The 23,208-nt window shown below is 70.6% G+C and carries 26 protein-coding genes, 1 tRNA gene and 2 riboswitches; of the genes, 19 read left to right on the forward strand and 8 right to left on the reverse strand.

The genetic code is table 11. From position 1 onward, the window contains the following. Nucleotides 1–60 precede the first annotated feature (60 nt). Both V1227_RS38515 and V1227_RS38520 read left to right on the forward strand, forming a co-directional pair. On the forward strand, nt 61–612 hold the full coding sequence (locus tag V1227_RS38515; RefSeq protein WP_236217667.1) for a sigma-70 family RNA polymerase sigma factor: 552 nt from the start codon (nt 61–63) through the stop codon (nt 610–612). After that, nucleotides 609–1,316, forward strand: coding sequence for an anti-sigma factor family protein (locus V1227_RS38520; RefSeq protein ID WP_329790015.1), 708 nt, complete (start codon nt 609–611; stop codon nt 1,314–1,316). The genes V1227_RS38515 and V1227_RS38520 overlap by 4 nt, the downstream gene beginning before the upstream one ends. Nucleotides 1,317–1,382: 66 nt before the next feature. Here V1227_RS38520 and V1227_RS38525 read toward each other — a convergent pair whose 3' ends face one another. Next, nucleotides 1,383–2,327 carry a zinc-binding dehydrogenase gene (locus tag V1227_RS38525; RefSeq protein WP_329790016.1) on the reverse strand — a complete coding sequence of 315 codons (945 nt, stop codon included), beginning with the start codon at nt 2,325–2,327 and terminating at the stop codon, nt 1,383–1,385. 114 nt (nt 2,328–2,441) lie between these two features. On the opposite strand from V1227_RS38525, the gene V1227_RS38530 reads away from it, so the two are divergent. After that, nucleotides 2,442–3,230: an oxygenase MpaB family protein gene (locus tag V1227_RS38530; RefSeq protein WP_329790017.1), complete on the forward strand. Its 789-nt coding sequence runs from the start codon at nt 2,442–2,444 to the stop codon at nt 3,228–3,230. Here the strand turns inward: V1227_RS38530 and V1227_RS38535 are convergent. Together V1227_RS38535 and V1227_RS38540 are read right to left on the reverse strand one after the other, a co-directional pair. Beyond that, nucleotides 3,205–4,593, reverse strand: a complete 1,389-nt coding sequence (locus tag V1227_RS38535) for an aminobutyraldehyde dehydrogenase (RefSeq protein ID WP_329790018.1) — start codon at nt 4,591–4,593, stop codon at nt 3,205–3,207. The two genes, V1227_RS38530 and V1227_RS38535, sit on opposite strands and share 26 nt — an antisense overlap. After that, a complete protein-coding gene (locus V1227_RS38540) occupies nt 4,590–6,206 on the reverse strand; it encodes a thiamine pyrophosphate-binding protein (protein WP_329790019.1) in 1,617 nt (538 codons plus the stop codon). The genes V1227_RS38535 and V1227_RS38540 overlap by 4 nt, the downstream gene beginning before the upstream one ends. 417 nt (nt 6,207–6,623) lie before the next feature. Here V1227_RS38540 and V1227_RS38545 point away from each other — a divergent pair. From V1227_RS38545 to V1227_RS38570, 6 genes are all read left to right on the forward strand, one after another. After that, a tRNA-Glu gene (locus tag V1227_RS38545) sits at nt 6,624–6,695 on the forward strand. Nucleotides 6,696–6,814: 119 nt separating this feature from the next. Beyond that, nucleotides 6,815–7,477 carry an SAM-dependent methyltransferase gene (locus V1227_RS38550; protein ID WP_329790020.1) on the forward strand — a complete coding sequence of 221 codons (663 nt, stop codon included), beginning with the start codon at nt 6,815–6,817 and terminating at the stop codon, nt 7,475–7,477. Nucleotides 7,478–7,587: 110 nt separating this feature from the next. Continuing rightward, entirely contained in the window at nt 7,588–8,244 is a 657-nt protein-coding gene (locus V1227_RS38555; protein ID WP_329790021.1) for a DUF4383 domain-containing protein, read from the forward strand. A gap of 105 nt (nt 8,245–8,349) precedes the next feature. After that, nucleotides 8,350–9,030, forward strand: a complete 681-nt coding sequence (locus tag V1227_RS38560) for a M50 family metallopeptidase (protein ID WP_329790022.1) — start codon at nt 8,350–8,352, stop codon at nt 9,028–9,030. Between the two features lie 123 nt (nt 9,031–9,153). Then, nucleotides 9,154–10,887, forward strand: coding sequence for an arginine--tRNA ligase (gene argS / locus V1227_RS38565; protein WP_329790023.1), 1,734 nt, complete (start codon nt 9,154–9,156; stop codon nt 10,885–10,887). 70 nt (nt 10,888–10,957) lie between these two features. Further along, complete coding sequence (locus V1227_RS38570; protein ID WP_236217649.1) at nt 10,958–11,275, forward strand: WhiB family transcriptional regulator; 318 nt, start codon at nt 10,958–10,960, stop codon at nt 11,273–11,275. Here V1227_RS38570 and V1227_RS38575 read toward each other — a convergent pair. Together V1227_RS38575 and V1227_RS38580 are read right to left on the reverse strand one after the other, a co-directional pair. Continuing rightward, entirely contained in the window at nt 11,248–11,979 is a 732-nt protein-coding gene (locus tag V1227_RS38575; RefSeq protein ID WP_236217769.1) for a SigB/SigF/SigG family RNA polymerase sigma factor, read from the reverse strand. The two genes, V1227_RS38570 and V1227_RS38575, sit on opposite strands and share 28 nt — an antisense overlap. Nucleotides 11,980–12,074: 95 nt before the next feature. Then, nucleotides 12,075–12,443, reverse strand: coding sequence for an ATP-binding protein (locus V1227_RS38580; RefSeq protein ID WP_329790024.1), 369 nt, complete (start codon nt 12,441–12,443; stop codon nt 12,075–12,077). Nucleotides 12,444–12,587: 144 nt separating this feature from the next. On the opposite strand from V1227_RS38580, the gene V1227_RS38585 reads away from it, so the two are divergent. Further along, nucleotides 12,588–13,280 carry an ATP-binding protein gene (locus V1227_RS38585; RefSeq protein ID WP_329790025.1) on the forward strand — a complete coding sequence of 231 codons (693 nt, stop codon included), beginning with the start codon at nt 12,588–12,590 and terminating at the stop codon, nt 13,278–13,280. Here the strand turns inward: V1227_RS38585 and V1227_RS38590 are convergent. After that, the gene (locus tag V1227_RS38590; RefSeq protein WP_329790026.1) at nt 13,277–13,636 is read right to left on the reverse strand and encodes an STAS domain-containing protein; all 360 of its coding nucleotides are present in this window, start codon (nt 13,634–13,636) and stop codon (nt 13,277–13,279) included. The genes V1227_RS38585 and V1227_RS38590 overlap by 4 nt on opposite strands. 144 nt (nt 13,637–13,780) lie before the next feature. Next, entirely contained in the window at nt 13,781–14,449 is a 669-nt protein-coding gene (locus tag V1227_RS38595) for an ANTAR domain-containing protein (protein WP_329790027.1), read from the reverse strand. 253 nt (nt 14,450–14,702) lie between these two features. On the opposite strand from V1227_RS38595, the gene V1227_RS38600 reads away from it, so the two are divergent. From V1227_RS38600 to gcvP, 9 genes are all read left to right on the forward strand, one after another. Further along, nucleotides 14,703–14,918 (forward strand): hypothetical protein, encoded by a 216-nt coding sequence (locus V1227_RS38600; protein WP_329790028.1) that lies wholly within the window; start codon nt 14,703–14,705, stop codon nt 14,916–14,918. Between the two features lie 107 nt (nt 14,919–15,025). Next, nucleotides 15,026–15,607: a CDP-alcohol phosphatidyltransferase family protein gene (locus tag V1227_RS38605; protein WP_329790029.1), complete on the forward strand. Its 582-nt coding sequence runs from the start codon at nt 15,026–15,028 to the stop codon at nt 15,605–15,607. A gap of 42 nt (nt 15,608–15,649) precedes the next feature. Next, the gene (gcvH, locus tag V1227_RS38610) at nt 15,650–16,033 is read left to right on the forward strand and encodes a glycine cleavage system protein GcvH (protein WP_329790030.1); all 384 of its coding nucleotides are present in this window, start codon (nt 15,650–15,652) and stop codon (nt 16,031–16,033) included. A gap of 113 nt (nt 16,034–16,146) precedes the next feature. After that, nucleotides 16,147–16,605 carry a glycogen accumulation regulator GarA gene (gene garA / locus V1227_RS38615; protein ID WP_030476302.1) on the forward strand — a complete coding sequence of 153 codons (459 nt, stop codon included), beginning with the start codon at nt 16,147–16,149 and terminating at the stop codon, nt 16,603–16,605. 3 nt (nt 16,606–16,608) lie between these two features. After that, nucleotides 16,609–17,193 (forward strand): transcriptional regulator FtsR, encoded by a 585-nt coding sequence (gene ftsR, locus V1227_RS38620; RefSeq protein WP_329790031.1) that lies wholly within the window; start codon nt 16,609–16,611, stop codon nt 17,191–17,193. Between the two features lie 152 nt (nt 17,194–17,345). After that, nucleotides 17,346–17,819, forward strand: a complete 474-nt coding sequence (locus V1227_RS38625; RefSeq protein ID WP_030476304.1) for a bifunctional nuclease family protein — start codon at nt 17,346–17,348, stop codon at nt 17,817–17,819. 327 nt (nt 17,820–18,146) lie between these two features. Then, a complete protein-coding gene (locus tag V1227_RS38630) occupies nt 18,147–18,713 on the forward strand; it encodes a MerR family transcriptional regulator (protein ID WP_308102673.1) in 567 nt (188 codons plus the stop codon). A gap of 87 nt (nt 18,714–18,800) precedes the next feature. Further along, on the forward strand, nt 18,801–19,772 hold the full coding sequence (locus V1227_RS38635; RefSeq protein ID WP_329790032.1) for a Clp protease N-terminal domain-containing protein: 972 nt from the start codon (nt 18,801–18,803) through the stop codon (nt 19,770–19,772). 56 nt (nt 19,773–19,828) lie between these two features. Then, nucleotides 19,829–19,924, forward strand: a riboswitch (glycine riboswitch). 3 nt (nt 19,925–19,927) lie between these two features. Continuing rightward, nucleotides 19,928–20,027, forward strand: a riboswitch (glycine riboswitch). Between the two features lie 48 nt (nt 20,028–20,075). Beyond that, nucleotides 20,076–22,967: an aminomethyl-transferring glycine dehydrogenase gene (gene gcvP / locus V1227_RS38640; RefSeq protein WP_329790033.1), complete on the forward strand. Its 2,892-nt coding sequence runs from the start codon at nt 20,076–20,078 to the stop codon at nt 22,965–22,967. Between the two features lie 47 nt (nt 22,968–23,014). On the opposite strand, the gene V1227_RS38645 is transcribed toward gcvP, so the two are convergent. After that, nucleotides 23,015–23,197 (reverse strand): hypothetical protein, encoded by a 183-nt coding sequence (locus V1227_RS38645; protein ID WP_329790034.1) that lies wholly within the window; start codon nt 23,195–23,197, stop codon nt 23,015–23,017. Nucleotides 23,198–23,208: the final 11 nt, after the last annotated feature.

Raw genomic sequence — 23,208 nt, forward strand, 5'->3', positions numbered from 1 at the left:
GGGCTGAGGTCTTGAACAGGACGCCCGCACGAGGTCTCGTGGGCGGGGAGGAGTGGGTGGATGGCGGCTTTGTTCTCCCGCAAACGGGAGACCGCGGCCGACGAGGCGCTGATCCGATCGCTCTACGAGGAGCACGGTCGGGCGTTGCTGGCGTACGCGACGCGGTTGACCGGCGATCGGGCGGCTGCCGAGGACGTGGTCCAGGAGACCCTGGTCCGAGCGTGGCGCCATCCCGACGCCCTCGTGAACGGCAAGGGATCGGTGCGCGGCTGGCTGCTGACGGTGGCGCGGAACATCGTCACCGACCGCGTGCGCGCCAGGGCCGCGCGCCCGCAGGAGGTGGCCGAGTCCCCGGCGACGCCACCCGTGGAGCGCGACCACGCGGACCAGGTGGTTGACTCGGTGGTGGTGCTCGAAGCGCTCGACAGGCTCTCCTCCGACCACCGCGACGTGCTGATGGAGATCTACTTCCGCGGCCGCAGCGTGACGGAGGCGGCGGAGGCGCTCGGGGTGCCACCGGGAACGGTGAAGTCGAGATCGTATTACGCGTTGCGAGCCTTGAGGGAGACCTTCGGAGGTCAGAAGGTCGCACTGAAGGGGGTGGCCGGATGACCACGCAGCACGACCCGCAACTGCTCGGCGCTTACGTTCTCGGAGCGCTCGACGAGCAGGAGGTGCGTGAGATGGACCAGCACCTGGCTTCCTGCCCGGACTGCGCGCGCGAGCTCGAGGAGCTCCGCGACATGGAGGCCTTCCTCGGCGAGGTGCCGCCGGAGGCCGTGCTGGACGGGCCGCCCGAGGGCGGCGATTTGTTGTTGCAGCGCACCTTGCGCCAGGTGCGCGCCGAACGGGGCGGCGTCGCACGACGTCGTCAGTTCGCGCTTGGTGCCGCAGCGGCCGTCGTGGCCGCGGTGGTCCTGGGTGCCGGTGTCTTCGTCGGTAAGGCCACTTCGCCCGATGCGAACCAGGCCCTTCCCACCCCGACGGTGGCACCGGACCCGACGGGCACCAGGCTCGCCACGTTCACCGACCCGGTGACGAAGGCGTCGATGACGGTGAAGGTCGTCCCCGCCGCCGGATGGGTCCGGACGAACATGGCGATCAGCGGCATCCCCGAGGGCGAGAAGTGCCGGATCTTCGTGGTGGCGAAGGACGGCAGCCGCCAGGAGGCGGGCTCCTGGGTGGTGTCCAAGAAGGGCGCCGCCGAGGGCACGAACCTGGACGGTTCCGCGTTGGTCGACCCCGAGGACGTCAAGTCCGTGGTGGTCGAGAACTTCGCGGGCAAGAAGTTCGTCGAGGTGCCGGTTCAGGCGTGAGATGAGGTAATGGGGCCGTCCACTCCGGACGGCCCCATTACCTCGTGCCCGGTCGTCGGGCCGGCGTCACGGCTTGAGCACGACCTTCCCCACCACGGCCCGCGACTCGAGCGCCTCGTGCGCCTTCGCGGCGTCCCGCAAGGCGAACGGCGGGTTGACCAGCGGCACGAACCGCCCTCCGGCCAGCCCCGCCAGCGACTCCTCCTCGAGCACCCGCAACCCGCGCCGCATCAGCCCCGGCCCGAGTGCGACGGTCGCGGTGAGGCTGTTGGCGAACAACGCCTCCGTGCTGATCGGCGTCATGGTGCCGGACGCCCAGCCGTAGATGACGTGCCGCCCACCCGGCCCGAGCGTCTTCAACGCCTGCGCGCCCGCCTCGCCCCCGACGCCGTCGAGCACCACGGTCATGTCCTCGAGGCCGTCCGCCCAGCCGGGGCGCGTGTAGTCGATGGCGGCGTCCGCGCCGCAGGCCAGGACGTGGTCGAGCTTCCCGGGGCTCGCGAGGCCGACGACCCGCGCGCCGACGTTGCGGGCCTCCTGCACGAACAGCGCGCCCATGCCACCCGCCGCCGACGTCACCAGCACCACGTCGTCCCCGGTGAGCTTCGCGGCGTCGAGCACCGCGACCACCGTGCGGCCGGTCCCGATCATGGCGACCGCCGCCTCGAACGACACGTCGTCGGGCAACGCGTGCAGGGACGGCACGGCGGCGACGGCGAGTTCGGCGTAGCCGCCGCCGGCCTGGCCGAGGTGCGCGACGACGCGGCGGCCGAGCCAGTCCGGTGGGACGTCGTCGCCCAGGGCCGTCACGACGCCGGCGACCTCGCGGCCCGGGGTCGTCGGGAAGTCGACGGGGCCGAACCCGCCCCGGCGGATCGTGGTGTCGACGAGGTGGACACCGGCCGCCGCCACGGTGATCCGCACCTGACCTGCGCCGGGTTCCGGGTCGGGGACCTCCTCGAAGAGCAGGTTCTCCGCCGGGCCGAACTCGTGCTGCCGAATCGCGAACATGCGCCGACGCTACGAACTCCACTTAACTGGAGGTCAACAGCCGCACCCGTCCGGCAGTAGCTCGATCGGGTGATGATCATCGTCGGTGGCCCGCCGCCGGGTAATGATCATGGTGTGACGCTGGGACCTGAGTCGGTGACGTGGCGGCTTGGCTGGTACACGCGGCTGGAGCTGGTGGTGCTCGGGCGCGCGGTGCTGATGCAGGTCGCGCACCCGGTCATCGCCGCCGCGGTGCGCGACGGCTACCGCGCCGACCCGTTCGCGCGGCTGTCGAGGACGATCACGTCGTCGCAGCTGCGGTTGTTCGGCGGCGAGCTGGCCGAGCGGGAGGCGGAACGGTTGCTGCGCGCGCACTCCCGGATCCCGGGGGCGGACGAGGAGCTGTTCCGCTGGGTGCACGCCACCAGCTTCGACTCGCTGCTCACGGCCTACCGGCTGCTGCGGCCCAGGATGCCCGCGATCCGCGAGGAGCGGCTGTACCGCGAGTGGCGGGAGACGGGGGAGACGCTCGGCATCAGGGCGATGCCGGGTGATCTCGCCGCGCTGCGCGAGTACCTCGACGACGTGGTCGCCACGCAGCTGAAGGCGACCGACGGGGTGCAGGGGCTGCTGGAGGCGTTCGAGCTGCGGACGGGCAGGGCGCCGGGCTCGGAGCACCTGCCGAGCGCGCTGTGGCCGTTGGTGCGGCCGGTGGCGGCACGGGTGCTGCCGGACTTCGCCGTGGGCACGCTGCCGGCCCCGTTGCGCGACAAGCTCGGTCTGCGGTGGACGGACCGGGACGAACGCAGGCTGCGCCGGTGGATCCGGATGATCCGGGTGGTGTCCGCCGTCGTCCCGGCCCGCCTGCTGCACTACCCGATGCCGTACCGGGCGATGCTCAGTGCGCGGTCATCACGTGCTTGACGCGCGTGTAGTCCTCCAGTCCGTGCAGTGACAGGTCCTTGCCGTAGCCGGAGGCGCCGAAACCGCCGTGCGGCATCTCGGCCGCGATCAACCCGTGCGTGTTCACCCAGACGACGCCGAAGTCGAGCCGCGCCGGCAGTGCAGCGGCCCGGCCGGCGTCGCGGGTCCAGATCGAGGACGCGAGGCCCTGCGCGACCCCGTTCGCCAGCGCCACGGCCTCGTCGTCGGCACCGAACCGCTGCACGGTGATCAGCGGGGCGAACACCTCCTCCTGGACGAGCTCGTCGTCCTGGGTGAGGCCGGACACCACGGTGGGCTCCAGGAAGAAGCCCGCGGAGCCGTGCTGCTTCCCGCCACAGTGGACGGTCGCGCGCGACCGGGAGAGCAGGCCGAGCACGCGGTCGAGCTGGGCCTTGCTGTTGAGCGGCCCGAAGTCCGTGCCGGGCACGCGGGCCGACGCCGTCTCCACCAGCGCGGCCACGAACTCGTCGTGCACGGCCGAGTGGACCAGCACGCGGCTCGCGGCCGTGCAGTCCTGCCCGGCGTTGTAGAAGGCCGCACCGACGACGCCCTCCGCCGCCGCGGAGACGTCGACGTCGTCGAACACCAGGACCGGCGCGTTGCCACCGAGTTCGAGGTGCGTGCGCTTCACGGTCGCCGCGGCGCTGCGGGCCACCTCGACCCCGGCACGCGTGGAGCCGGTCAGCGAGACCATCGCGGGCACGGGGTGCTCGACCAGCAGGCGGCCGGTGTCGCGGTCGCCCAGCACGACGTTGAACACGCCCGGCGGCAGCACTCGCGCGGCCAGCGAGGCGAGCAGCACCGCGGACGACGGCGTGGTGGCGGCGGGTTTGAGCACCACCGCGTTGCCCGCCGCGAGCGCCGGGGCGATCTTCCACACGGCCATCATCAGCGGGTAGTTCCACGGCGTGATCTGGGCGATCACGCCGACCGCCTCGCGCCGCTGGTACGAGGTGTGACCGGCGACGTACTCGCCCGCCGCGGCGGTGCCGAGCGCGCGGGCGGCACCGGCGAAGAACCGGATCTGGTCCACGCACTGCGGGATCTCCTCGTCCAGCAGCACCGAGCGGATCTTGCCGGTCTCGCGCACCTCGGCGTCGGCGACCTCGCCGGCGTGGGCCTCCAGGAGGTCCGCGAGCTCCAGCAACGCCCGCTGCCGTTCAGCCGGTGTGGTGCGCGACCAGGCGGGGAAAGCGCGTGCGGCGGCCCGGACCGCGGCGTCGACCTCGGCGGCGCGGGAGACGACCGCGCGGCCGAACTCCTCGCCCGTGGCGGGGTCGACGAGCGGCGAGGTCTCCTCCGCGCGGACCGGCGATCCGTTGACGAGGTTCGCGACGATCACAGGTGCTCCAGGTGGGTGGGGGCGAACATGCGCAGCACCGCGGGGAGCACGACCACGTGCGGGCCGTCCCCGGCGAACGCCGCGGCGAGGTCGTCGCGCAGCGACCTGGGTGTGCTGCGGGTGGCGGGCACCCCGAACGCGGCGGCGAGCGCCACGAAGTCCGGGCGGCTGAGCTCGGTGCCGGTGGTCTCGCCGAACGCGTCGGTCATGTACTCGCGCAGGATGCCGTAGCCGCCGTCGTCGACGATCAGCCAGACGACCCGCGACCCGTGCTGCGCGGCCGTGGCGAGCTCCGCGATCCCGTACATGGCGCCGCCGTCACCGGACACGGCGAGCACCGGCCCGTCGACCGCCGCGGCGACGCCCAGCGCGGCGGGGAAGCCGTACCCGAGACCACCGGCGCCCTGGGCCGAGAACTGCGCGCCACCGCGCGGGTCCCACGCCGACCAGGCCCAGTACGCGAGGATCGTCATGTCCCAGCAGGTCGGCGTCCCGTCCGGGACCGCCGCCCGCAGTGCGCCGAGCACCTGCCACTCCAGGTCGAGCTCCTGCGCGGCGAACCGGTCGCGCACCCTGCCGAGCAACTCCCGGACGCGCGCTTCCGCGACGCCGTCCGCGGGACGCGCCGTGACACCGGAAGCCAAGGCGCGCAAGGCGTGCCGGGCGTCGGCGTGGATGCCGAGCGCGGGGTGGTTCGACTCCAGCTTGCCGAGGTCGGCCTCGACCTGGACCACCCGGCCGCGCGGCTGGAAGGTCCGGTAGTTGCTCGACAGCTCACCGAGGCCCGACCCGACGACCAGCAGCACGTCGGCGTCCGCGAGGAACTCGGTGGTGTGCCGGTCCTCCAGCCACGACCGCGCCGACAGCGGGTGCTCCCACGGGAAGTTCCCCTTGCCGCCGAACGTCGTCACGACCGGCGCCCGCAGCTTGCAGGCCAGCTCCAGCAGTGCGTCGCGGGCGTGCAGCGCGCCGCCGCCGGCCAGGACGACCGGCCGTTCGGCACCGTCCAGCAGCCGCACGGCCTCCTCGACCAGCTCCGGGCGCGGCCGCAGCTCACGAGCGGACCACGACACCGACGTCACCGGCGGCACGGAAGCGGGCCCCAGCAGCACGTCCTGCGGGATCTCCACCCACACCGGCCCGAACGGCGCGGTCAGCGCGATCTCCCACGCCTCGGTCAGCGCCGGCGGGATCTGCGAGGCGTGCCGCACGACCCGCGTGTGCTTGACGACGTGGCGGAACGACGCCACCTGGTCGGTCAGCTCGTGCAGGTAGCCGCCGCGCACCCCGCCGAGGCCGGCGGACGGGATCTGCGAGGAGATGCCCAGCACGGGGGCGGAGCCGGCGGCGGACTCCTGCAGTCCGGCCAGGGTCTGCAACGCGCCGGGGCCGGTCGAGACCAGCAACGGCGTCACGGAACCGGTGGCCCGCGCGTGGCCGTCGGCGGCGAACGCGGCGTTGAGCTCGGTCCGGGAACCGACGTACCGCAGCCCGGACCGGCGCAGGGCGTCGAAGAGACCGAGGGCGTGCTGGCCGGGGATGCCGAACACGGTGTGCGCGCCGAGCGCCTCCAGGGTCTCGACGACGACGTCCCCGCCGTTGCGCGAAGTCACACGCCCTCCTCCAACGCCGACAAGCTCACGAGGTCGTGAGCCACGTGCGAGGCTGCCACAGACGTGATGTCGCCTGGCCGTAGGCCGGTCGCGTCGAACTGCTCGACACGCCTGGGGGCGGCGTGGCAGCCGGGAACGGACCGCGCGGTGCTCGGCATACGCCGCACCCGCGCCCGTCACCGGATCTCGCACGTGGTGCGCCTGTTCGGCCGTCACCTCGCCACGGCCGCCCCAGGGGCCTCACCCCGGCTCGCGCCGATGTGGCCCGATTAATTCCTTTGCGGCGGGGCCGCATCCTCGGTCATCATTGTTCCATGATTCACGCAGACGAATGGACCGGAGCGCCCTCGAAGCGCTGACCAGCAAGTTCACTTTCTACTATTCTCTGCGAGCATTTGTGCATCAATGCTCGTTCTCGGCGTGTTCGTCTAGTGGTCAGGACGCTGGACTCTCAATCCGGAAACACGGGTTCGATCCCCGTACGCGCTACTCGGCCCGGTCTCAGTGGGGTGGACCGGGCCGCCTCCCTCGGTGGTCCGTGTCAGACGGACCCAAAGAATCTTCGAAAACTTCGCCCGAATGGTCTAGGCGCCAGTTACGCTCTGCGAATGGCCGCGGTCCCCGCCTTCGCACGCTACGAGGTCGACGTACGTCGGCCGAACGCCGCGCGGATCCATGACTTCTACCTGGGTGGTGCGCACAACTACGCCGCCGACCGGGCGTTCGCCAAGCAGGCCGTCCGGATCGACCCGGAGCTGCCGCTCGTGACGCGGGCGCAGCGGACGTTCCTGCGCCACGCCGTGCGGCACTGCTGGGCGGCGGGCGTGCGCCAGTTCCTCGACCTCGGCTCGGGCATCCCGACGTGCGGCGCCACGCACCAGACGCTGCCCGAGGCCCGTGTCGTCTACGTCGACTCCGACCCGGTGACGGTCGCGTTCTCGCGCGGGCTGCTGCGCGGCGAGCCGCGGGCGTGCGCGGTCGAGGCGGACCTGCGCCGGCCCGACCAGGTGCTGCGGCATCCGGGTGTGGTGTCCCACCTCGACCTGCGCGAGCCCTACGCCGTGCTGATGGTCGACGTCCTGCGCTACGTCGACGACGCGACCGGACCGGGCCGCGTCGTGCGGCGGTACCGGCACGCGCTGCCCGTCGGCGGGTTCCTCGTGGTGTCGCACCCGTCCCCGGTCGAGCAGCTCCTGGAGGGACTGTCGGTAGAGGCGCCGTGCGTCGTGCCGGGTGCGTACGCGGGAATCGGGCGCAAGAGTCGCGTCTGACAGCGTTGTCGGTGCCGCAGGAGGACGTCGGCGTGTCTCCGGCCTGTTTGGTCGCTGTGAAGGCCGGGTAGTCAGCCGGCGTGCGACAGAAACGGAGCCTGGAGGGCGACATGACCCACCGCATCAAGGTCGCCGGTCTGCAGCCGGTGCAGGTGCTGGCCGGACTGGCCGGTATCGCGTTCATCGTGTTCGGTGTCGTGGGTTTCACCCGCACCGGGTTCGGCGACTGGGCCGCCCAGTCCTACGTGCTCGGGTTCTCGGTGAACCCGTTGCACAACACGGTGCTCGTGGCCGTCGGCGTGCTCGGTCTGCTCATGGCTCTCGGTTCGGGCCTCGCGAGGCTGTACGGCTGGCTGCTGTTCGCCGGCTTCGCGGCGCTCTTCGTGTGGGACCTGATGATCACCGGGTTCCTCGCCAGGAACCCGGCGGAGCCGTACGGCAACCCGTTGGCGGTCAACACCAACGACAACTGGCTGCACCTCGGCATCGCACTGTTCGGCCTGCTGCTCGCGGTCATGCCCGCGCGACGCAAGCTGGTCGAGGACGAGGAGCCCGTGCTGCCCGAGCAGCGCTCGCGGGAGTTCCGCGGTGACCGCGACGGTTCGCCGCACGTCGAGCCGACGGACCCCGCCGTGAGCAGGCGGACCAGCACGGCCACCACCGAGCCGATCCCGACCGGGGCCCAGGGTGCCGAGCCGGTCACCAGGGAGCAGGCCGTGGTCGACCCGAAGACCGAGCGGATGAGCAAGAACAGGATCAAGCACTGAGCCGGTCGAGCATTCGAGTGTGACCACCGGACAACCCCCGTCCGGAACAGACGCGTCGTGAGAGCCCACATGCGGCTCTCACGACGCGTCTGTTTCCATGTCGCGATGCCTTCCGAGTTGCTGACCGCCGAAGTGCTGATCACGTGGGGAACAGCGGCCGCCGCGTTCCTGGCCGTTGCGGTGCACGGGATCTGGCGGGTCACGCGCAACGTCATCACGATCGCCCACGAGGGCGGGCACGCGCTGCTGGCCGTGCTGACCGGGCGGCGGTTGAGCGGGATCAAGCTGCACTCCGACACGTCCGGGCTGACCGTGTCCCGCGGGAAGCCCAGGGGGCCGGGGATGGTGCTGACGGCTCTCGCCGGGTACGTCGCGCCGTCGCTGCTCGGCTTCGGGGCGGCGTTGCTGATCACCAACGAGCAGGTCCAGCTGATGTTGTGGATCTCCATCGGGTTCCTGGCCGCGATGCTCGTGATGATCCGCAACGTGTTCGGGGTGCTGTCGATCATCCTCACCGGAGGGGCGTTCCTGGTCGTCTCGTTCTACGCCTCCGCCGAGATCCGGGATGTCGCTGCCTACGTGTTCGCCTGGTTCCTGTTGCTGGGCGGGGTCCGGCCGGTGTGGGAGCTGCAGGTCAAGAGGTGGCGGCGGCAGGCTCCCCGGTCCGACGCCGATCAGCTGGCCTGGCTGACCGGGGTGCCGGCCCTGGGGTGGGTGCTGGTGTTCGGGGTCGTGAGCATGGCTGCGTTGGTGGGTGGTGGGGCGCTGTTGCTGGGGCGGTGGTGAGCCGCTCGGCTCCGCCTCCGCCGGGGCTCGCGCCGAACCGGGGGCCGGAACGGGCGGTTGGTACCCGGCTCGGTGCTGGTGAAATACTCGGGTGAACTAGCCAGCTGTCGAGAGGTGGGTTCAGTGCTGCGTGGAGATGTCGGGCTTGAGCTGGGCCAGCGGGTCGCGCGGGCGTTGCGCGGCGCCCTGGACGTGGACATCACCGCGGAGGAAGCGCTGATCCGACCGTCCAACCGCGACGGTGCCGACTACCAGTGCAACGTGGCGATGAGCCTCGCCAAGAAGGTCGGGAAGAACCCCCGCGAGGTGGCGGCGTCGATCGTCGAGCACCTCGACGCCGAGGACGTGCTGGAGACCCCGGAGATCGCGGGGCCCGGCTTCATCAACCTCAAGCTCAAGCGCGAGTGGCTGGAGGCGCAGGCGGCGCGGTTGCTGGCCGACGAACGGCTCGGCGTGCCGCGGGTCGAGCGGCCCCGGCGGATCGCCATCGACTACAGCAGCCCGAACGTCGCCAAGGAGATGCACGTCGGGCACCTGCGTTCGACGATCATCGGCGACGCGTTGTGCCGGCTGCTGACCTTCGCCGGGCACGAGGTGATCCCGCACAACCACCTCGGTGACTGGGGGACGCCGTTCGGGATGCTGATCGAGCACCTCACGGACCTCGGGCACGGCGCCGACCACGAGATCAGCGATCTCAACGCGTTCTACCAGCAGGCCCGGCAGAAGTTCGACAACGAGCCGGGGTTCGCGGACCGGGCGCGGCGCCGGGTCGTGCTGCTGCAGGGCGGCGACGAGGCGACGCTCGAGCTGTGGCACGAGCTGGTGGGGGAGTCGCAGCGGCACTTCAACCAGGTCTACGAGATGCTCGGGATCGGGTTGTCGGCCGCCGACAACTACGGGGAGAGCTTCTACAACCCCTACCTCGCCGACACGATCACCGAGTTGCAGCAGAAGGGTCTCATCGAGACCAGCGACGGTGCCCTGTGCGTGTTCCCGCCGGGGTTCACCAACCGCGAGGGCGACCGGCTGCCCCTGATCGTGCGCAAGAGCGACGGCGGGTACGGCTACGCCACCACGGACTTCGCGACGGTGCGGTACTGGGTGCGGGAGCGGGAGGTCGACGACCTGGTCTACGTCGTCGGGACGCCGCAGGCGCAGCACTTCCAGATGATCTTCGCCACGTCCCGCCAGGCGGGGTGGCTCGACGACGCGCACACGGCGGTGCACACCGGGTTCGGCACGATCCTCGGATCCGACGGGAAGACGATCCGCACCAGGGCCGGCGGCACGATCAAGTTGATCGACCTGCTGACCGAGGCCGTCGAGAACTCCTACAAGGTGATGCCCGAGACGTCCGAAGTGGAGGGTGAGGAGAAGGACGCGCTCGCCCGCACCATCGGGCTCGGGGCGGTCAAGTACGCGGACCTCTCCAACGACCGGGAGAAGGACTACGTCTTCACCTGGGAGAAGATGCTCGCGACGACCGGCGACACGTCGGTCTACATCCAGTACGCGAACGCCCGCATCCTGTCCATCGGGCGCAAGGTCGGGCGTGAGGCTCCCGCCAACGCTCCCCTGGTGCTGCGGGAACAGGCCGAGCGCGACCTCGCGCTGAAGCTGTTGCAGCTGCCCACGGCAGTCCAGGCGGCCATCGACGAACTCGCGCCGCACAAGCTCACGAACTACCTGTTCGAGACGGCCACGGCGTTCTCGACGTTCTACAACCAGTGCCCGGTGGCGACGGCGGAACCGCAGGAGTTGCAGGACTCGCGGCTGCACCTCCTCACGCTGACTTCACGCGTGCTCACGCTGGGTCTGTCGTTGCTGGGTATCGGGGCACCCGAAAGGCTGTAACAGGTTTATCCCCTGGCATGCAGAGGTACGCAGTGATCGCAACTCTTTCCCCCGTCCTCAGGGAGTCGCGATGACCTGCACCACCCGCCTGCCCAAGCCGGTCACCGAGGTGTGGGACTGGCAAATGGAAGGACTGTGCCGCGGGCAGAACAGCGCCATCTTCTTCCACCCCGACAACGAGCGCGGGTACGCACGGGCGGCGCGGGAGGAGAAGGCGAAGGCCATCTGCGGCCACTGCCCCGTGTTGCAGCAATGCCGCGCCCACGCGCTCGAGGCTCAGGAGCCGTACGGCGTGTGGGGCGGCATGGGGGAGGACGAGCGGCGCCAGATCGTTTCCGCGGCCCGGCGCCGTGTCCGTGCCTACTCCTCCAACACGTCCCTGAGCTGACGCAGCGTCTTCGCGAGCAAACGCGAGACGTGCATCTGGGAGATGCCGACCTTCTGCGCGATCTGCGTCTGGGTCATGTTGCCGAAGAAGCGCATGATCACGATCTTGCGCTCGCGCTCGGGCAGCTTCTCCAGCAACGGGTGCAACGCCTCGCGTTGCTCGATCATCGCGATCTCGGGGTCTTCCTCGCCGATGGTGCTGCCGAGGGAGATCGACGAGTCCTCCGACATGAGCATGTCGTCGAGTGACGCGCTCTGGTAGGCGTTGCCCGCGGCGAGACCCTCGTGGATCTCCTCGCGGGACAGGCCCAGGTGCTCGGCCAGTTCCGACGGCGTGGGCGCGCGGCCCAGCGACTGCGACAGGCGCGAGGTGCCCGCGTTGATCGCCAGGTGCAGTTCCTTCAGCCGGCGCGGCATCCGGACCGACCAGCTGGAGTCCCGGAAGTACTTCCGGACCTCACCCATGATCGTCGGCACCGCGAACGACAGGAAGTCGCTGCCGCGTTCCGGGTCGAACCGGTCGACCGCGTTGATCAGGCCGACCGTCGCCACCTGCACGAGGTCCTCGTGCGGTTCGCCGCGGTGGCCGAACCGGCGGGCGATGTGCTGGGCGACCGGCAGGTGCTCGGTGACGAGCCTGTCCCGCAGCGTGTCGCGCGCCGCACCGGCGGGGGTCTGCGCGAGCTCGGCGAACAGCGGCGCCAGGTGGTCGTAGTCACCGGACCTGGAGGACTTCGTCTCCTCGGTCTTGGTGTTCTCGGTACTGGCGTCCTCGGTCTTGGTCGCCTCATCCGACCCGGTCACGCATCCACCGCCCCTGCCGTGGACTTCACGAGGCCGATGTGGACCACGAACCCTTCGGTCTCCTCGACCCGCGTCTGCACGGAGTCGACGAGCGCGGTCAGCACACGCCATCCGAAGCTGGCCTCGTCGGGTCCGGCCGCGGACTTCGCGGAGACCTTCGCCGAGACGTGGACGGCACCCTTGGCGTCCACGTCGAAGTGGCAGCTGAGGACGGCGTCCTGCGCCGCCAGCGTGATCAACGTCGAACACGTCTCGTCGACGGCGAGCTTCAGGTCCTCGATCGAGTCGAGGTCGAAGTCCTGCCGCATCGCGATGTCGGCCGCGACCGCTCGTGCGATGGACAGCTGCGTGGGATCCGCGGCCATCCGGAGTTCGACCCCTGACAATTGAGTCACAGCCACCTCGTAGTCCGTTCTTCTGAAGGTCGGCACGTCATTGCCGTACCCGAAACGTTCTCATTTCACACGTGTAGTAATGCCTTCCCCCGGGAAATCACCTGCTGAAGCACGATGAGATCACCAGGGAGGGGCGTTGTGCTGGTGCACCAAGACATTCTCGCCCTCCGCTTTCCCGCGGACGCACACGAGGTGGTGTCCGTGAGGCACCGGCTGCGCGATTGGCTGCGGAACGGAGGCCTTTCCGAGGACGAGGCGAACGACCTCGTCCTCGCGGTCAGCGAAGCGGTCAACAACTCCGTCGAGCACGCTTTTCCGGGTTCCGCCCGCGGCACCGTGGAGGTGCGGGCGCGGGCCGACCCGGACGGGTCCGTCGAGGTCGACGTCATCGACGACGGGCAGTGGCGCGTGCCACCGCCGGCGCTGACGATGCGCGGCCGAGGTCTCCTGCTCATGCGGGAGAGCGTGGACGAGGTCGAGATCCGGCGCAGTGCGAGCGGTACGACCGTGCGGCTGCGCCGGGGGCGTTCGCCCGTGGTTCCCGTGGCCCGGTCCTCGTCCGAATGCGACGTGCAGGTCCACGAGACCTCCTCCGGCGTGGTAGCGGTGGTGCGCGGGAACGTACCCCTCGAGGCCGGCCCGTTCCTGCGCCGGACGCTGATCGCGGCCGCGCGGGGTGGCACCGTGCCGCTGACCATCGACCTCAGCGGGCTCGGCGGCGAGAGGAGCGGGGTGGAGCAGGCCCTCCGCGCGGTCGCCGACGCTCTGCGGTCCGCGGGCAACCGCCTGACCGTCCGGACCGTCTAGGCGAGGGCTTCCTCGACCGTCTGGTGCAGGCTCAGCACCTCACCGAGTCCGGTGGCCTCCAGAGGACGCGTCACGGCTCGTGCCTTGGCCACGACCTTGAGTGCCGCCTCGTGCTGCTGAGCCACACGCGCGGCCTCCACGAGCACCGCCAGGCCTGCGGAACCGAGGAAGGTCACGCCGGTCATGTCCACCACGAAGGTGCCGCCGTCGCCGAGGCCGTTGACCAAGGCGTCGCGCAGCGTGGGCGCGGACACCATGTCGACCTCGCCGGACACGGCGAGAACCGTGACACCGGGCGCCGGCTGCCTCACCGTCAGCTCGATGGTCTGATCCGCTCGCGGGTCCTGCACAGTCACCGATGTACTCCCTCTCGCGATAACAGGGAGCCGCCGTGCAGCGGCCCCGGTGCGGCTGTTGGCTCAACCGCTGCGGCCACCACCGTACGGGAGCGGCCGCTCAACAGGACAGGTCGTGCGGTCAATACCCGGACAATGGTCGGTTCAAACACGCAATGCGTCCCAAAGTCGCTTGGCCACGTCGAACGCGGCACGCGGCGGTTCGGTGACCTCCGCGGCATCGTCCTCCAGCGTCCCGCCGACCAGCACCACCAGTGCCATCGCCACGTCCCGCAGCTTCACGTTGGCGTTCTGGCTGGCCCTGACCAGCAGTTCGAACGCCTCACCGGGCTGGCACGGCCGCGCTCCCATCACCAGGCCCTTGGCCTGCTCGATGTAGCGGCGGTGCTGCACCATCCGCACCATCTGGTCGGCTCGCAGCACCTCGCCCGCGCAGAACTCGATCACCGCGGCGGCCGTCGCCACGAGCGGCTCGATCTCCTCGATCGCCTTGAGGTCCTCGATCCCCGGCGAGTGCGACAGGTAGACCGTCAGCACCACCGGGCCGCTGTCGCCCCAGCTGCCCGGCACGGCCACGACGTCCAGGCCGCGGACGCGACCGGACACCTGCCGTTCGTCGCGCGAGGCCTCGACGAGCGGTCCCTCGCCGCTGTCGAGCTGGGCCTGGTCGAGCTCGACCGCCGCCCCGGTGGCGCGCAACAGCTCGCCGTCGGGCCACACGCTGAGGCCGACCCCCTCACAGCCGGAGAGCTGTGAGCACAGGTGGTCCATCAACCGGGAGATGAGCTCGGGACCGAATTTCACCTGGTTCACGCCAGAAGGTTAAGCCCAGCCGATCCCGGGCAGGCGGTGTGCGGTCATCGTCGTACGACGAACGGTTGCACAGGCAAGGACCCGCGCTTCCGCTGCGCTTCGGGCCCGAACAGCTCGGCGCGCCGATTGATCCAGTTAACGCTTCCGACCCGGAGAGGACACGTGTTCTGAACCACAGTCGGACAGAATTCGTTCCCAGGGATAACGCCGGAGCCCCGGTGCACGACATCCCTGATGTCACGGAGGGACTGAGATGAGAACCGCCATGGAGACCGAACCGCAGCAGGACGAGAAGTCCGGTTCAGCGCTGCCGACCACGCCGTGCAGCGTGGTGTGGAGCCGGGGCCACGCCTACGTGCTCGAGGGTTTCCGCGCTCGCTGGGTGGGCCGCGACGACCGCGGTCGTCCGCACGCCATCACCGGCGCCGAGATGCAGCGCCGCGGCTGGACGCTCACGCAGACAGTCTGAGTTTCACCCGAAAGAACCGAACGATCCGCACCACCCGCAACCAGTCGCACCGCGTGCCGTGACGCCATCCGGCAGCCCCTGCGCAGTCACTCGTTTAGAGTGCGGGTGTGCGTGATCCGGCTGATCGCCTGCTGACGATTCCGAACCTGCTCAGCGTGTTGCGGCTGGCCGGTGTTCCGCTCTTCCTGTACCTGCTGCTCGGACCCCGCGCGGACGGCTGGGCGCTGCTCGTCCTCGTCTTCGCGGGGCTGTCCGACTGGCTCGACGGCAAGCTCGCGCGCTGGCTCAACCAGATGAGCAACCTCGGCGCGCTGCTCGACCCCGCCGCGGACCGCCTCTACGTGTTCTGCACGCTGCTGGCGTTCGTGATCAGGGACATCGTCCCGCTGTGGATCGCCCTGGTGCTCGTGGGGCGCGAGGTCGTCGTCGGGATCTGCCTGCTGGTGCTGCGCGGGAAGGGCTGGGGCCCGTTCGAGGTCACGTACCTGGGCAAGGCCGCGACGTTCAACCTGCTGTACGCCTTCCCCCTGCTGCTCCTCGCGCAGGGCGACTCGGCGTGGGCGCAGGTCGCCCTGCCGTTCGCCTACGCGTTCACGGCCTGGGGCGGGGCGCTCTACCTGTGGTCGGCGCTGCTGTACGTCTACCAGTTCTTCCTGGCCCTGCGGGTCACACCTCGCACGGTCGCGTGAAAAGATCACCCCATACAGGTTCAGCACGAGGAGCGCAGTCAGTTGATTCCCGAGGAGCTTCGTTACACCGAGGAGCACGAGTGGGTCGCCACCACCGGCGAGAACACAGTGCGCGTCGGCATCACCGACTACGCCCAGGAACAGCTCGGTGACGTCGTCTTCGTCCAGCTGCCCGAGGTCGGCCACACCGTGGCCGCCGGGGACACGTTCGGCGAGGTCGAGTCCACCAAGAGCGTGTCGGACCTCTACTCGCCGCTCGACGGCGAGGTCGTCGCCATCAACGACGCCCTGGTCCAGACCCCCGACTCGGTGAACAGCGACCCGTACGGCGAGGGCTGGATGGTCGAGATCCGCGTGAGCGACCCCGAGGCGGTGGAGGGCCTGCTGGACGCGGACGGGTACAAGGCCTTGGTGGAGAAGGAGTGACGTCGATCTTTCGCCGGATCTTCGGCCGGAAGGGGAGCCGCGGGCAGAGCGGTGACCCCAACGCGATAGGTTTTACCGGAAGTGACGGATCCAGCAGCAGGAGGAGAGCTCAGGTGAGCACGAACGACGGCCCAGGCGTTCCGCCGGAGCAGTCCCCGGAGCGGACCTCCGTCTTCCGGGCGGACTTCCTCCAGGAGATGGAAGGCGGCGCCGAGGCGCCCGCACAGGAGCCGGCCGTTGCCGGTGTTGACGCCCTTCCCGCCGGTTCCGCGCTGCTCGTGGTGAAGCGCGGCCCCAACGCCGGTTCCCGGTTCCTGCTGGACCGAGACACGACGAGCGCCGGGCGCCACCCCGACAGCGACATCTTCCTGGACGACGTGACGGTCTCGCGCCGTCACGCCGAGTTCCGCCGGGAGAGCGGCGAGTTCGTCGTCATCGACGTCGGCAGCCTCAACGGCACCTACGTCAACCGCGAGCCGGTCGACCAGGCCGTCCTCGCGAACGGCGACGAGGTCCAGATCGGCAAGTTCCGCCTCGTCTTCCTGACGGGTCCTGGCTCCGCGGGAGCCTGACGCGTGACGGCCGGGCGGCCACAGCGCGGGGTGATCGGCATCGGGGCGGTGCTCGCACTGCTCCGTCCCGAGTTCCCCGACGTCACCATCTCCAAGATCCGCTTCCTGGAAGCGGAGGGGCTGGTCCGCCCGGCACGCACCGCCTCCGGCTACCGCCAGTTCAGCGCGGCGGACGTCGAGAGGCTGCGGTTCGTGCTGTCCGCGCAACGCGACAGGTACCTGCCGCTCAAGGTGATCCGCGAGCAGCTCGACGCCGTCCCGGTGGACTCCACCGCGGTGTCGCGGGCCGAGCTGCTGGCCCGGACCGGCTTCAGCGCCGACCAGCTGACCCAGCTGGAGCGCGACGGCCTGCTGCGCCCCGGCCCCGGTGGCCGGTTCACCACCGACGACATCACCGCGCTCCGCACGATCCGGACGATGACCGGGCTCGGCGTCGAGCGCGAACACCTGCGCGCGGTCCGCGCGGCAGCGGACCACGAGGTGGTCCTGCTGAAATCTTTCTCGGATCCCGAGACGGTCCGGGAATTGGCGGGCCTGTTCACCTCGTTGCACACGTTGCTGGTGAACGCGGGCCTGCGCCAGTCCTGATCTCCGCCGGGCCGGGTGCAGTCTTGATCACGATCTGCCCGCAACGGTTGAGCACTCGGCCCGCTTGGCGGGTAGCGTCGGACAGGTACGCCGGGGGATGCTCGGGGGTGGATCCGGGTCGTCCCCGAACGAACAGAGGGAGGCGAGGCCCGATGAGCGAAATGCGCGTCGTCGGCGTGCGGGTGGAGCTGCCCCAGAACCAGCCGATCCTTCTTCTGCGCGAAACCGAGGGTGAGCGGTACCTGCCGATCTGGATCGGCTCCGTCGAGGCCACGGCGATCGCGCTCGAGCAGCAGGGCGTCCGTCCTGCCCGCCCGCTCACGCACGACCTGCTCAAGGACGTCATCGGCGCACTGGGCCGCAACCTCGAACAGGTGCGCATCACGGACCTGCAGGAGGGCACGTTCTTCGCCGAGCTCGTGTTCGACGGTGACGTGCGGGTGTCCGCACGGCCCTCGGACTCGGTGGCGCTGGCGTTGCGGGTGGGCGTGCCGATCCACGCCGAGGAGTCGGTGCTGGCCGAGGCCGGCCTGATCATCCCCGACGAGCAGGAGGACGAGGTCGAGAAGTTCCGCGAGTTCCTCGACTCGATCTCGCCGGAGGACTTCCGCGGAGCCGACACCTGAGCGGTGCCGCGGGCGCTGACACTCGAACGGACCTGTGTCGCTGTGCGTCTCGTTTGGCTCGATGCGGTCCGCTCGCGTGTCGCTCGGTTGGGTTACGTTCCGCTGGGAACAGCGCTAAACGATCACTAAACGTCACTTGAACGTCCTGGTTCGGGTGACGGTATGACTCTCTACCTGAGGTTGAGGGTCGACACTCCCCGCGCGTCGCGTTGACCTGCCCTCGGAGCGGTCTTACCGTCGAACTCGAGTGGACGTCGCCGGTTCACGAGAGTGGACGCGGTGGCTTGACGGTCATGAGTTTCGTGGCCGTTCCGAGGGGAGGCAGGCGTGGTCGAGGAAGCGCCCTTGAGGGCCGGATCCGGGCTGCAGGGTGAGCTGTTCCCGGACTCCTCGCTGCCGGACGAGCTCGTCGGCTACCGAGGACCCGCGGCGTGCCAGATCGCGGGCATCACGTACCGGCAGCTCGACTACTGGGCCCGCACCGGGCTCGTCGCCCCGACGGTCCGGATGGCGCACGGCTCGGGCAGCCAGCGGCTGTACTCGTTCAAGGACATCCTGGTCCTGAAGGTCGTGAAACGGCTCCTGGACACCGGTGTCTCGCTGCAGAACATCCGCGTCGCCGTCGACCACCTGCGCCGGCGCGGCGTGCAGGACCTGGCGAGGATCACGCTCTTCTCCGACGGCACGACCGTCTACGAGTGCACCTCGCCGGAGGAGGTCGTGGACCTGCTGCAGGGCGGTCAGGGCGTGTTCGGCATCGCGGTGAGCGGTGCGATGCGCGAGATCTCCGGCACGATCCACGAGTTCCCGGCCGAACGTGCGGACGGCGTCGAGATCGCGCCGATGACCGAGGACGAGCTGACCCGCCGCCGCCGCGAGCGCGCCACCGGCTGACCGGCCCGGTGACCGTGGCCGACCGGCGCCTGTCCGTGGCCGGTCGGCGGACGCGCCGGGGACGGGTCCGTCCCTAGCGTTCCCGGCATGACGCACACTCCTTCGTCGCAGGTGGTCAAGGTCCTGGCCGCGGCCGTCCGGCGCGCCTCCCGCCACGGGTTCGGGTTCGTCGGCACCGAGAACCTGCTGATCTCCCTGATCGACACGACCGGTCCCGGCCGCAAGCTCGGCGCGAAGTCGCTGGGGGCGCTGGCGATGGCGCGGGGGACCGAGCACTGGGCCGACGACGACGGTGGTGTCGTCGGCGAGTCCCACCCGGACGTCACGGCGCTGATGAGCGCCGCCCACCACCACGCTCGCGTCGAGGCCGTTCTGCCCGTGAGCCGCGCGTTGGAGGATTGTCTGCGTGCGGCTGTGGCCCAGGCCGGCGACGGTGTTCTGACCACGACCCACCTCGCCCTGGCGTTGCTGTCGCTCGAGTCCGGACGGGCCGCCGACCTGTTCCTGGTGCGCGGGGTGGATCCCGGGGTGACGGCCGCCGCCGTGCGGGCCGATGCCGCGCGGCGCTACGCCGAGGTCGAGGAAGCACCCGCGGTCTGGCTGCTGCGCAAGGCGGGAGCCCTGGAAGGGGAGTCCGGTGGCGGGTACGTGGGCTGGCTGACGAAGCTCGTCGCACGGGGTCAGGGGCTCGGCGGACCGGTGCTGACGGTGGTGCGCAACGAGGCCGAACGGCTGGCCGTCGCCGGGAGGCGGGACGTCTCGTCGCGCGACCTCGTGGAGGCGGTGCTGACGGTCGACCACCAGCTGGCCGTCTCCGGGCGGCGGCTGAGGCCGGAGTTCGAGTCGGGTGGCGCGGCGGCGTTGCGCGAGGCGGGAGTGGACCCGGCCGCGTTGCCCTCCGGCGGTGGCGCGGTGGAACGCGCCGTGGAGCGGGCGAAGCTCGTCGCCGCGCGGCGCGGGGACGCGGTCGTGGGCACCGCGCACCTGCTCGCGGCGGTGCGCGACGACCCCGCGGACCCCGTCGCGGCGGCGCTCACCGGTCTCGCCGTTGAGACGTAGGTCGCGTCTCTAGCGACTGGGCGGGCTGCCTGCGGGTATTCTTCGCGGGTAGTCGCTGAACTCAGGCGGGAGAGACCGGGCTTCGAACCCGGCGCCGAAGGAGCAAGTCCCTCCCCGGGAACCTCTCAGGCATCCAGGACCGCCGAGCGAGACGCCTCTGGAAAGTGGATCCCCGCAAGGGAATCCCGCCGACGGTGAAAGCCCGGTCCCGCACCGGGTGAACCTCTCAGGCGCCCTTGAAGGGTACGGACAGAGCGGGGAGGGCACCAGGACACGTGTGCCCTCAGCCCCCGGAGGCGTTTGATGACGCAGGACCGCATTCCGCTCGCCGCTCTCGAGCACGGCACCCCGTTCGCCGACCGCCACGTCGGTCCGCGTCCCGCCGAGCTCGCGCGCATCCTCGACGTCATCGGTGTCGGGTCGCTGGAGGAGCTGGCGCAGCGCGCGGTGCCGTCGTCCATCCACGAGCGCGACCTCGTGCTGGACCTGCCCGCCCCGGCCACCGAGACCGAGGCGCTCGCGGAGCTGCGGGAGCTCGCGTCGCGGAACCGGCCGATGACGCAGATGATCGGCCTCGGCTACTACGACACCGTGACGCCGGGCGTGATCCTGCGCAACGTCCTGGAGTCGCCCGCCTGGTACACCGCGTACACGCCGTACCAGCCGGAGATCTCCCAGGGCCGCCTGGAGGCCCTGCTGAACTTCCAGACGATGGTCGGCGACCTGACGGGCCTGCCCGTCGCGAACGCGTCCATGCTGGACGAGTCGACCGCCGCCGCCGAGGCGATGACCCTCGTGCGCCGCGCCGGCCGCTCCAAGTCGAACAAGTTCGTCGTCGACGCCGACACGCTGCCGCAGACGCTGGCCGTGATCGAGACGCGCGCCGAGCCGCTCGACATCGAGATCGTCGTCGCCGACCTGTCGCAGGGCATCGAGGGCCTCGGCCTGGGCGGCGACTTCTTCGGCGTCCTGCTGTCCTACCCCGGCGCGTCCGGTGTGGTGCGCGACCAGAAGGCGCTCATCGAGGAGATCCACGCCGCCGGTGCGCAGGCCGTCGTCGCCGCCGACCTGCTGGCCCTGACGCTGCTGCGCGCGCCCGGTGAGATCGGCGCGGACGTCGTCGTCGGCACCACGCAGCGCTTCGGCGTGCCGATCGGCTTCGGCGGCCCGCACGCCGGCTACATGGCCGTCCGGTCCGGTTTGGAGCGCCAGCTGCCCGGCCGTCTCGTCGGTGTCTCCGTCGACGCCGACGGCTCGCTGGCCTACCGCCTCGCGCTGCAGACGCGTGAGCAGCACATCCGCCGTGAGAAGGCCACGTCGAACATCTGCACCGCGCAGGTGCTGCTGGCCGTGATCGCCTCGATGTACGCCGTCTACCACGGCCCCGAGGGCCTGCGCGCCATCGCGACCCGCGTGCACCGCCTGGCCACCGTGCTCGCCACGGGCCTGTGCGAGGCCGGGCTGGACGTCGTGCACGGCGAGTTCTTCGACACCGTCGAGGTCCGCGTTCCCGGTGAGGCCGCCGCCGTCGTGGCGAAGGCCCGCGAGGCCGGCATCAACCTGCGCCTCGTCGACTCCGACGTCGTCGCGATCGCCTGCGACGAGAAGACCACGCGGGCGCACGTCGTCGCGGTGTGGGAGGCCTTCGGCGTCACCGGGTCCGATGTGGACGCGATCGACGCCGACACCGCCGACGGCATCCCGGCCGACCTGCGCCGCACGTCGGACTACCTGACCCACCCGGTCTTCCACTCGCACCGCTCCGAGACGGCGCTGCTGCGCTACCTGCGCGCGTTGTCCGACAAGGACGTCGCCCTGGACCGCAGCATGATCCCGCTCGGCTCCTGCACGATGAAGCTCAACGCCACCGCGGAGATGGAGTCCATCACGTGGCCGGAGTTCTCGACGCTGCACCCGTTCGCCCCGGCCGAGGACGCCGCCGGTCTGCTGAAGATCGTGTCGGACCTGGAGGCCTGGCTCGCCGAGGTCACCGGCTACGACGCCGTGTCGCTGCAGCCGAACGCCGGGTCGCAGGGTGAGTTCGCCGGTCTGCTGGCGATCCGCGCGTACCACCGCGCGAACGGCAACGCCGACCGCGACGTCTGCCTGATCCCGTCGTCCGCCCACGGCACGAACGCCGCGTCCGCCGTCATGGCCGGCATGCGCGTCGTCGTCGTCAAGTGCGACGACAAGGGCAACATCGACATGGGCCACCTGCGTCAGACGGTCGCGGAGCACGCGGACGACCTGGCCGCGATCATGATCACCTACCCGTCGACCCACGGCGTGTACGAGGACACGGTCCGCGAGGTCTGCGGCTTGGTCCACGACGCGGGCGGCCAGGTGTACGTCGACGGCGCGAACCTCAACGCCCTGATCGGCCTGGCCCGCTACGGCAAGTTCGGCTCGGACGTCTCGCACCTGAACCTGCACAAGACGTTCTGCATCCCGCACGGCGGCGGTGGCCCCGGCGTCGGCCCGATCGGCGTGAAGTCCCACCTCGCGCCGTTCCTGCCGAACCACCCGCTGCAGCCGGCGGCGGGACCGGCCACCGGTGTCGGCCCGATCTCGGGCGCCCCGTGGGGCTCCGCGTCGATCCTGCCGATCTCGTGGGCGTACGTGCGCATGATGGGCGGCGACGGCCTGCGCCGCGCGACCCTGACCGCCGTGGCCGCCGCGAACTACGTGGCGCGGAGGCTCGACGAGCACTACCCGGTCCTCTACACCGGCGAGGGCGGCTTCGTCGCCCACGAGTGCATCCTCGACCTGCGCCCGATCACCAAGGCCACCGGCGTGACGGTGGACGACGTCGCCAAGCGCCTCGCCGACTACGGCCTGCACGCCCCGACGATGTCGTTCCCGGTCGCCGGCACGCTGATGGTCGAGCCGACCGAGTCCGAGGACCTGGCCGAGATCGACAGGTTCATCGACGCCATGATCGCCATCAAGCGCGAGATCGACCGCGTCGGCGCCGGTGAGTGGCCGGTGGAGGACAACCCGCTGCGCAACGCCCCGCACACCGCGGCCAGCGTGACCGTCGGCGAGTGGAACCACCCGTACACCCGCGAGGAGGCCGTGTACCCGGCCGGCACCGCGGCTCCGAAGATCTGGCCGCCGGTCCGCCGCATCGACGGCGCGAAGGGCGACCGCAACCTGGTCTGCTCCTGCCCGCCGCTCGAGGCGTACAGCAGCTGATCCCGGGTCGGTGGAAGGGGGCGCACCCGCGGGTGCGCCCCCTTCCTTCACGTTCCGACGGGGCAGGCCTCGTCGCCGCAGTTCTCCTGCTCGGTGATGCCCGGCCGGTTCAGGTCGTGCTCGAACGCGAAGTGGAAGCAGTCGGGGTGCATCCGCTCGAACAGTTCGAAGTCGTCCTGGTCCAGTTCCACGGTCTCACCGCACCGCTGGCACGTCTGTTCCTCTGACACCGCCGAATGGT

Origin of the sequence: Lentzea sp. DG1S-22 (assembly GCF_036321065.1) — a bacterium.
GTDB lineage: Bacteria > Actinomycetota > Actinomycetes > Mycobacteriales > Pseudonocardiaceae > Lentzea > Lentzea jiangxiensis.

Excerpts from the sequence above, each read along its gene's own strand:
- V1227_RS38570 (WP_236217649.1), top strand. The coding sequence starts at position 10,958 with ATGACCTGCACCACCCGCCTGCCCAAGCCGGTCACCGAGGTGTGGGAC.
- V1227_RS38525 (WP_329790016.1), bottom strand. The coding sequence starts at position 2,327 with ATGTTCGCGATTCGGCAGCACGAGTTCGGCCCGGCGGAGAACCTGCTC.
- V1227_RS38600 (WP_329790028.1), top strand. The coding sequence starts at position 14,703 with ATGAGAACCGCCATGGAGACCGAACCGCAGCAGGACGAGAAGTCCGGT.
- V1227_RS38625 (WP_030476304.1), top strand. The coding sequence starts at position 17,346 with ATGAGCGAAATGCGCGTCGTCGGCGTGCGGGTGGAGCTGCCCCAGAAC.
- V1227_RS38555 (WP_329790021.1), top strand. The coding sequence starts at position 7,588 with ATGACCCACCGCATCAAGGTCGCCGGTCTGCAGCCGGTGCAGGTGCTG.
- V1227_RS38635 (WP_329790032.1), top strand. The coding sequence starts at position 18,801 with ATGACGCACACTCCTTCGTCGCAGGTGGTCAAGGTCCTGGCCGCGGCC.
- V1227_RS38550 (WP_329790020.1), top strand. The coding sequence starts at position 6,815 with ATGGCCGCGGTCCCCGCCTTCGCACGCTACGAGGTCGACGTACGTCGG.
- V1227_RS38580 (WP_329790024.1), bottom strand. The coding sequence starts at position 12,443 with ATGGCCGCGGATCCCACGCAGCTGTCCATCGCACGAGCGGTCGCGGCC.
- V1227_RS38560 (WP_329790022.1), top strand. The coding sequence starts at position 8,350 with ATGCCTTCCGAGTTGCTGACCGCCGAAGTGCTGATCACGTGGGGAACA.
- V1227_RS38520 (WP_329790015.1), top strand. The coding sequence starts at position 609 with ATGACCACGCAGCACGACCCGCAACTGCTCGGCGCTTACGTTCTCGGA.
- V1227_RS38585 (WP_329790025.1), top strand. The coding sequence starts at position 12,588 with ATGAGATCACCAGGGAGGGGCGTTGTGCTGGTGCACCAAGACATTCTC.
- gcvP (WP_329790033.1), top strand. The coding sequence starts at position 20,076 with ATGACGCAGGACCGCATTCCGCTCGCCGCTCTCGAGCACGGCACCCCG.
- V1227_RS38515 (WP_236217667.1), top strand. The coding sequence starts at position 61 with ATGGCGGCTTTGTTCTCCCGCAAACGGGAGACCGCGGCCGACGAGGCG.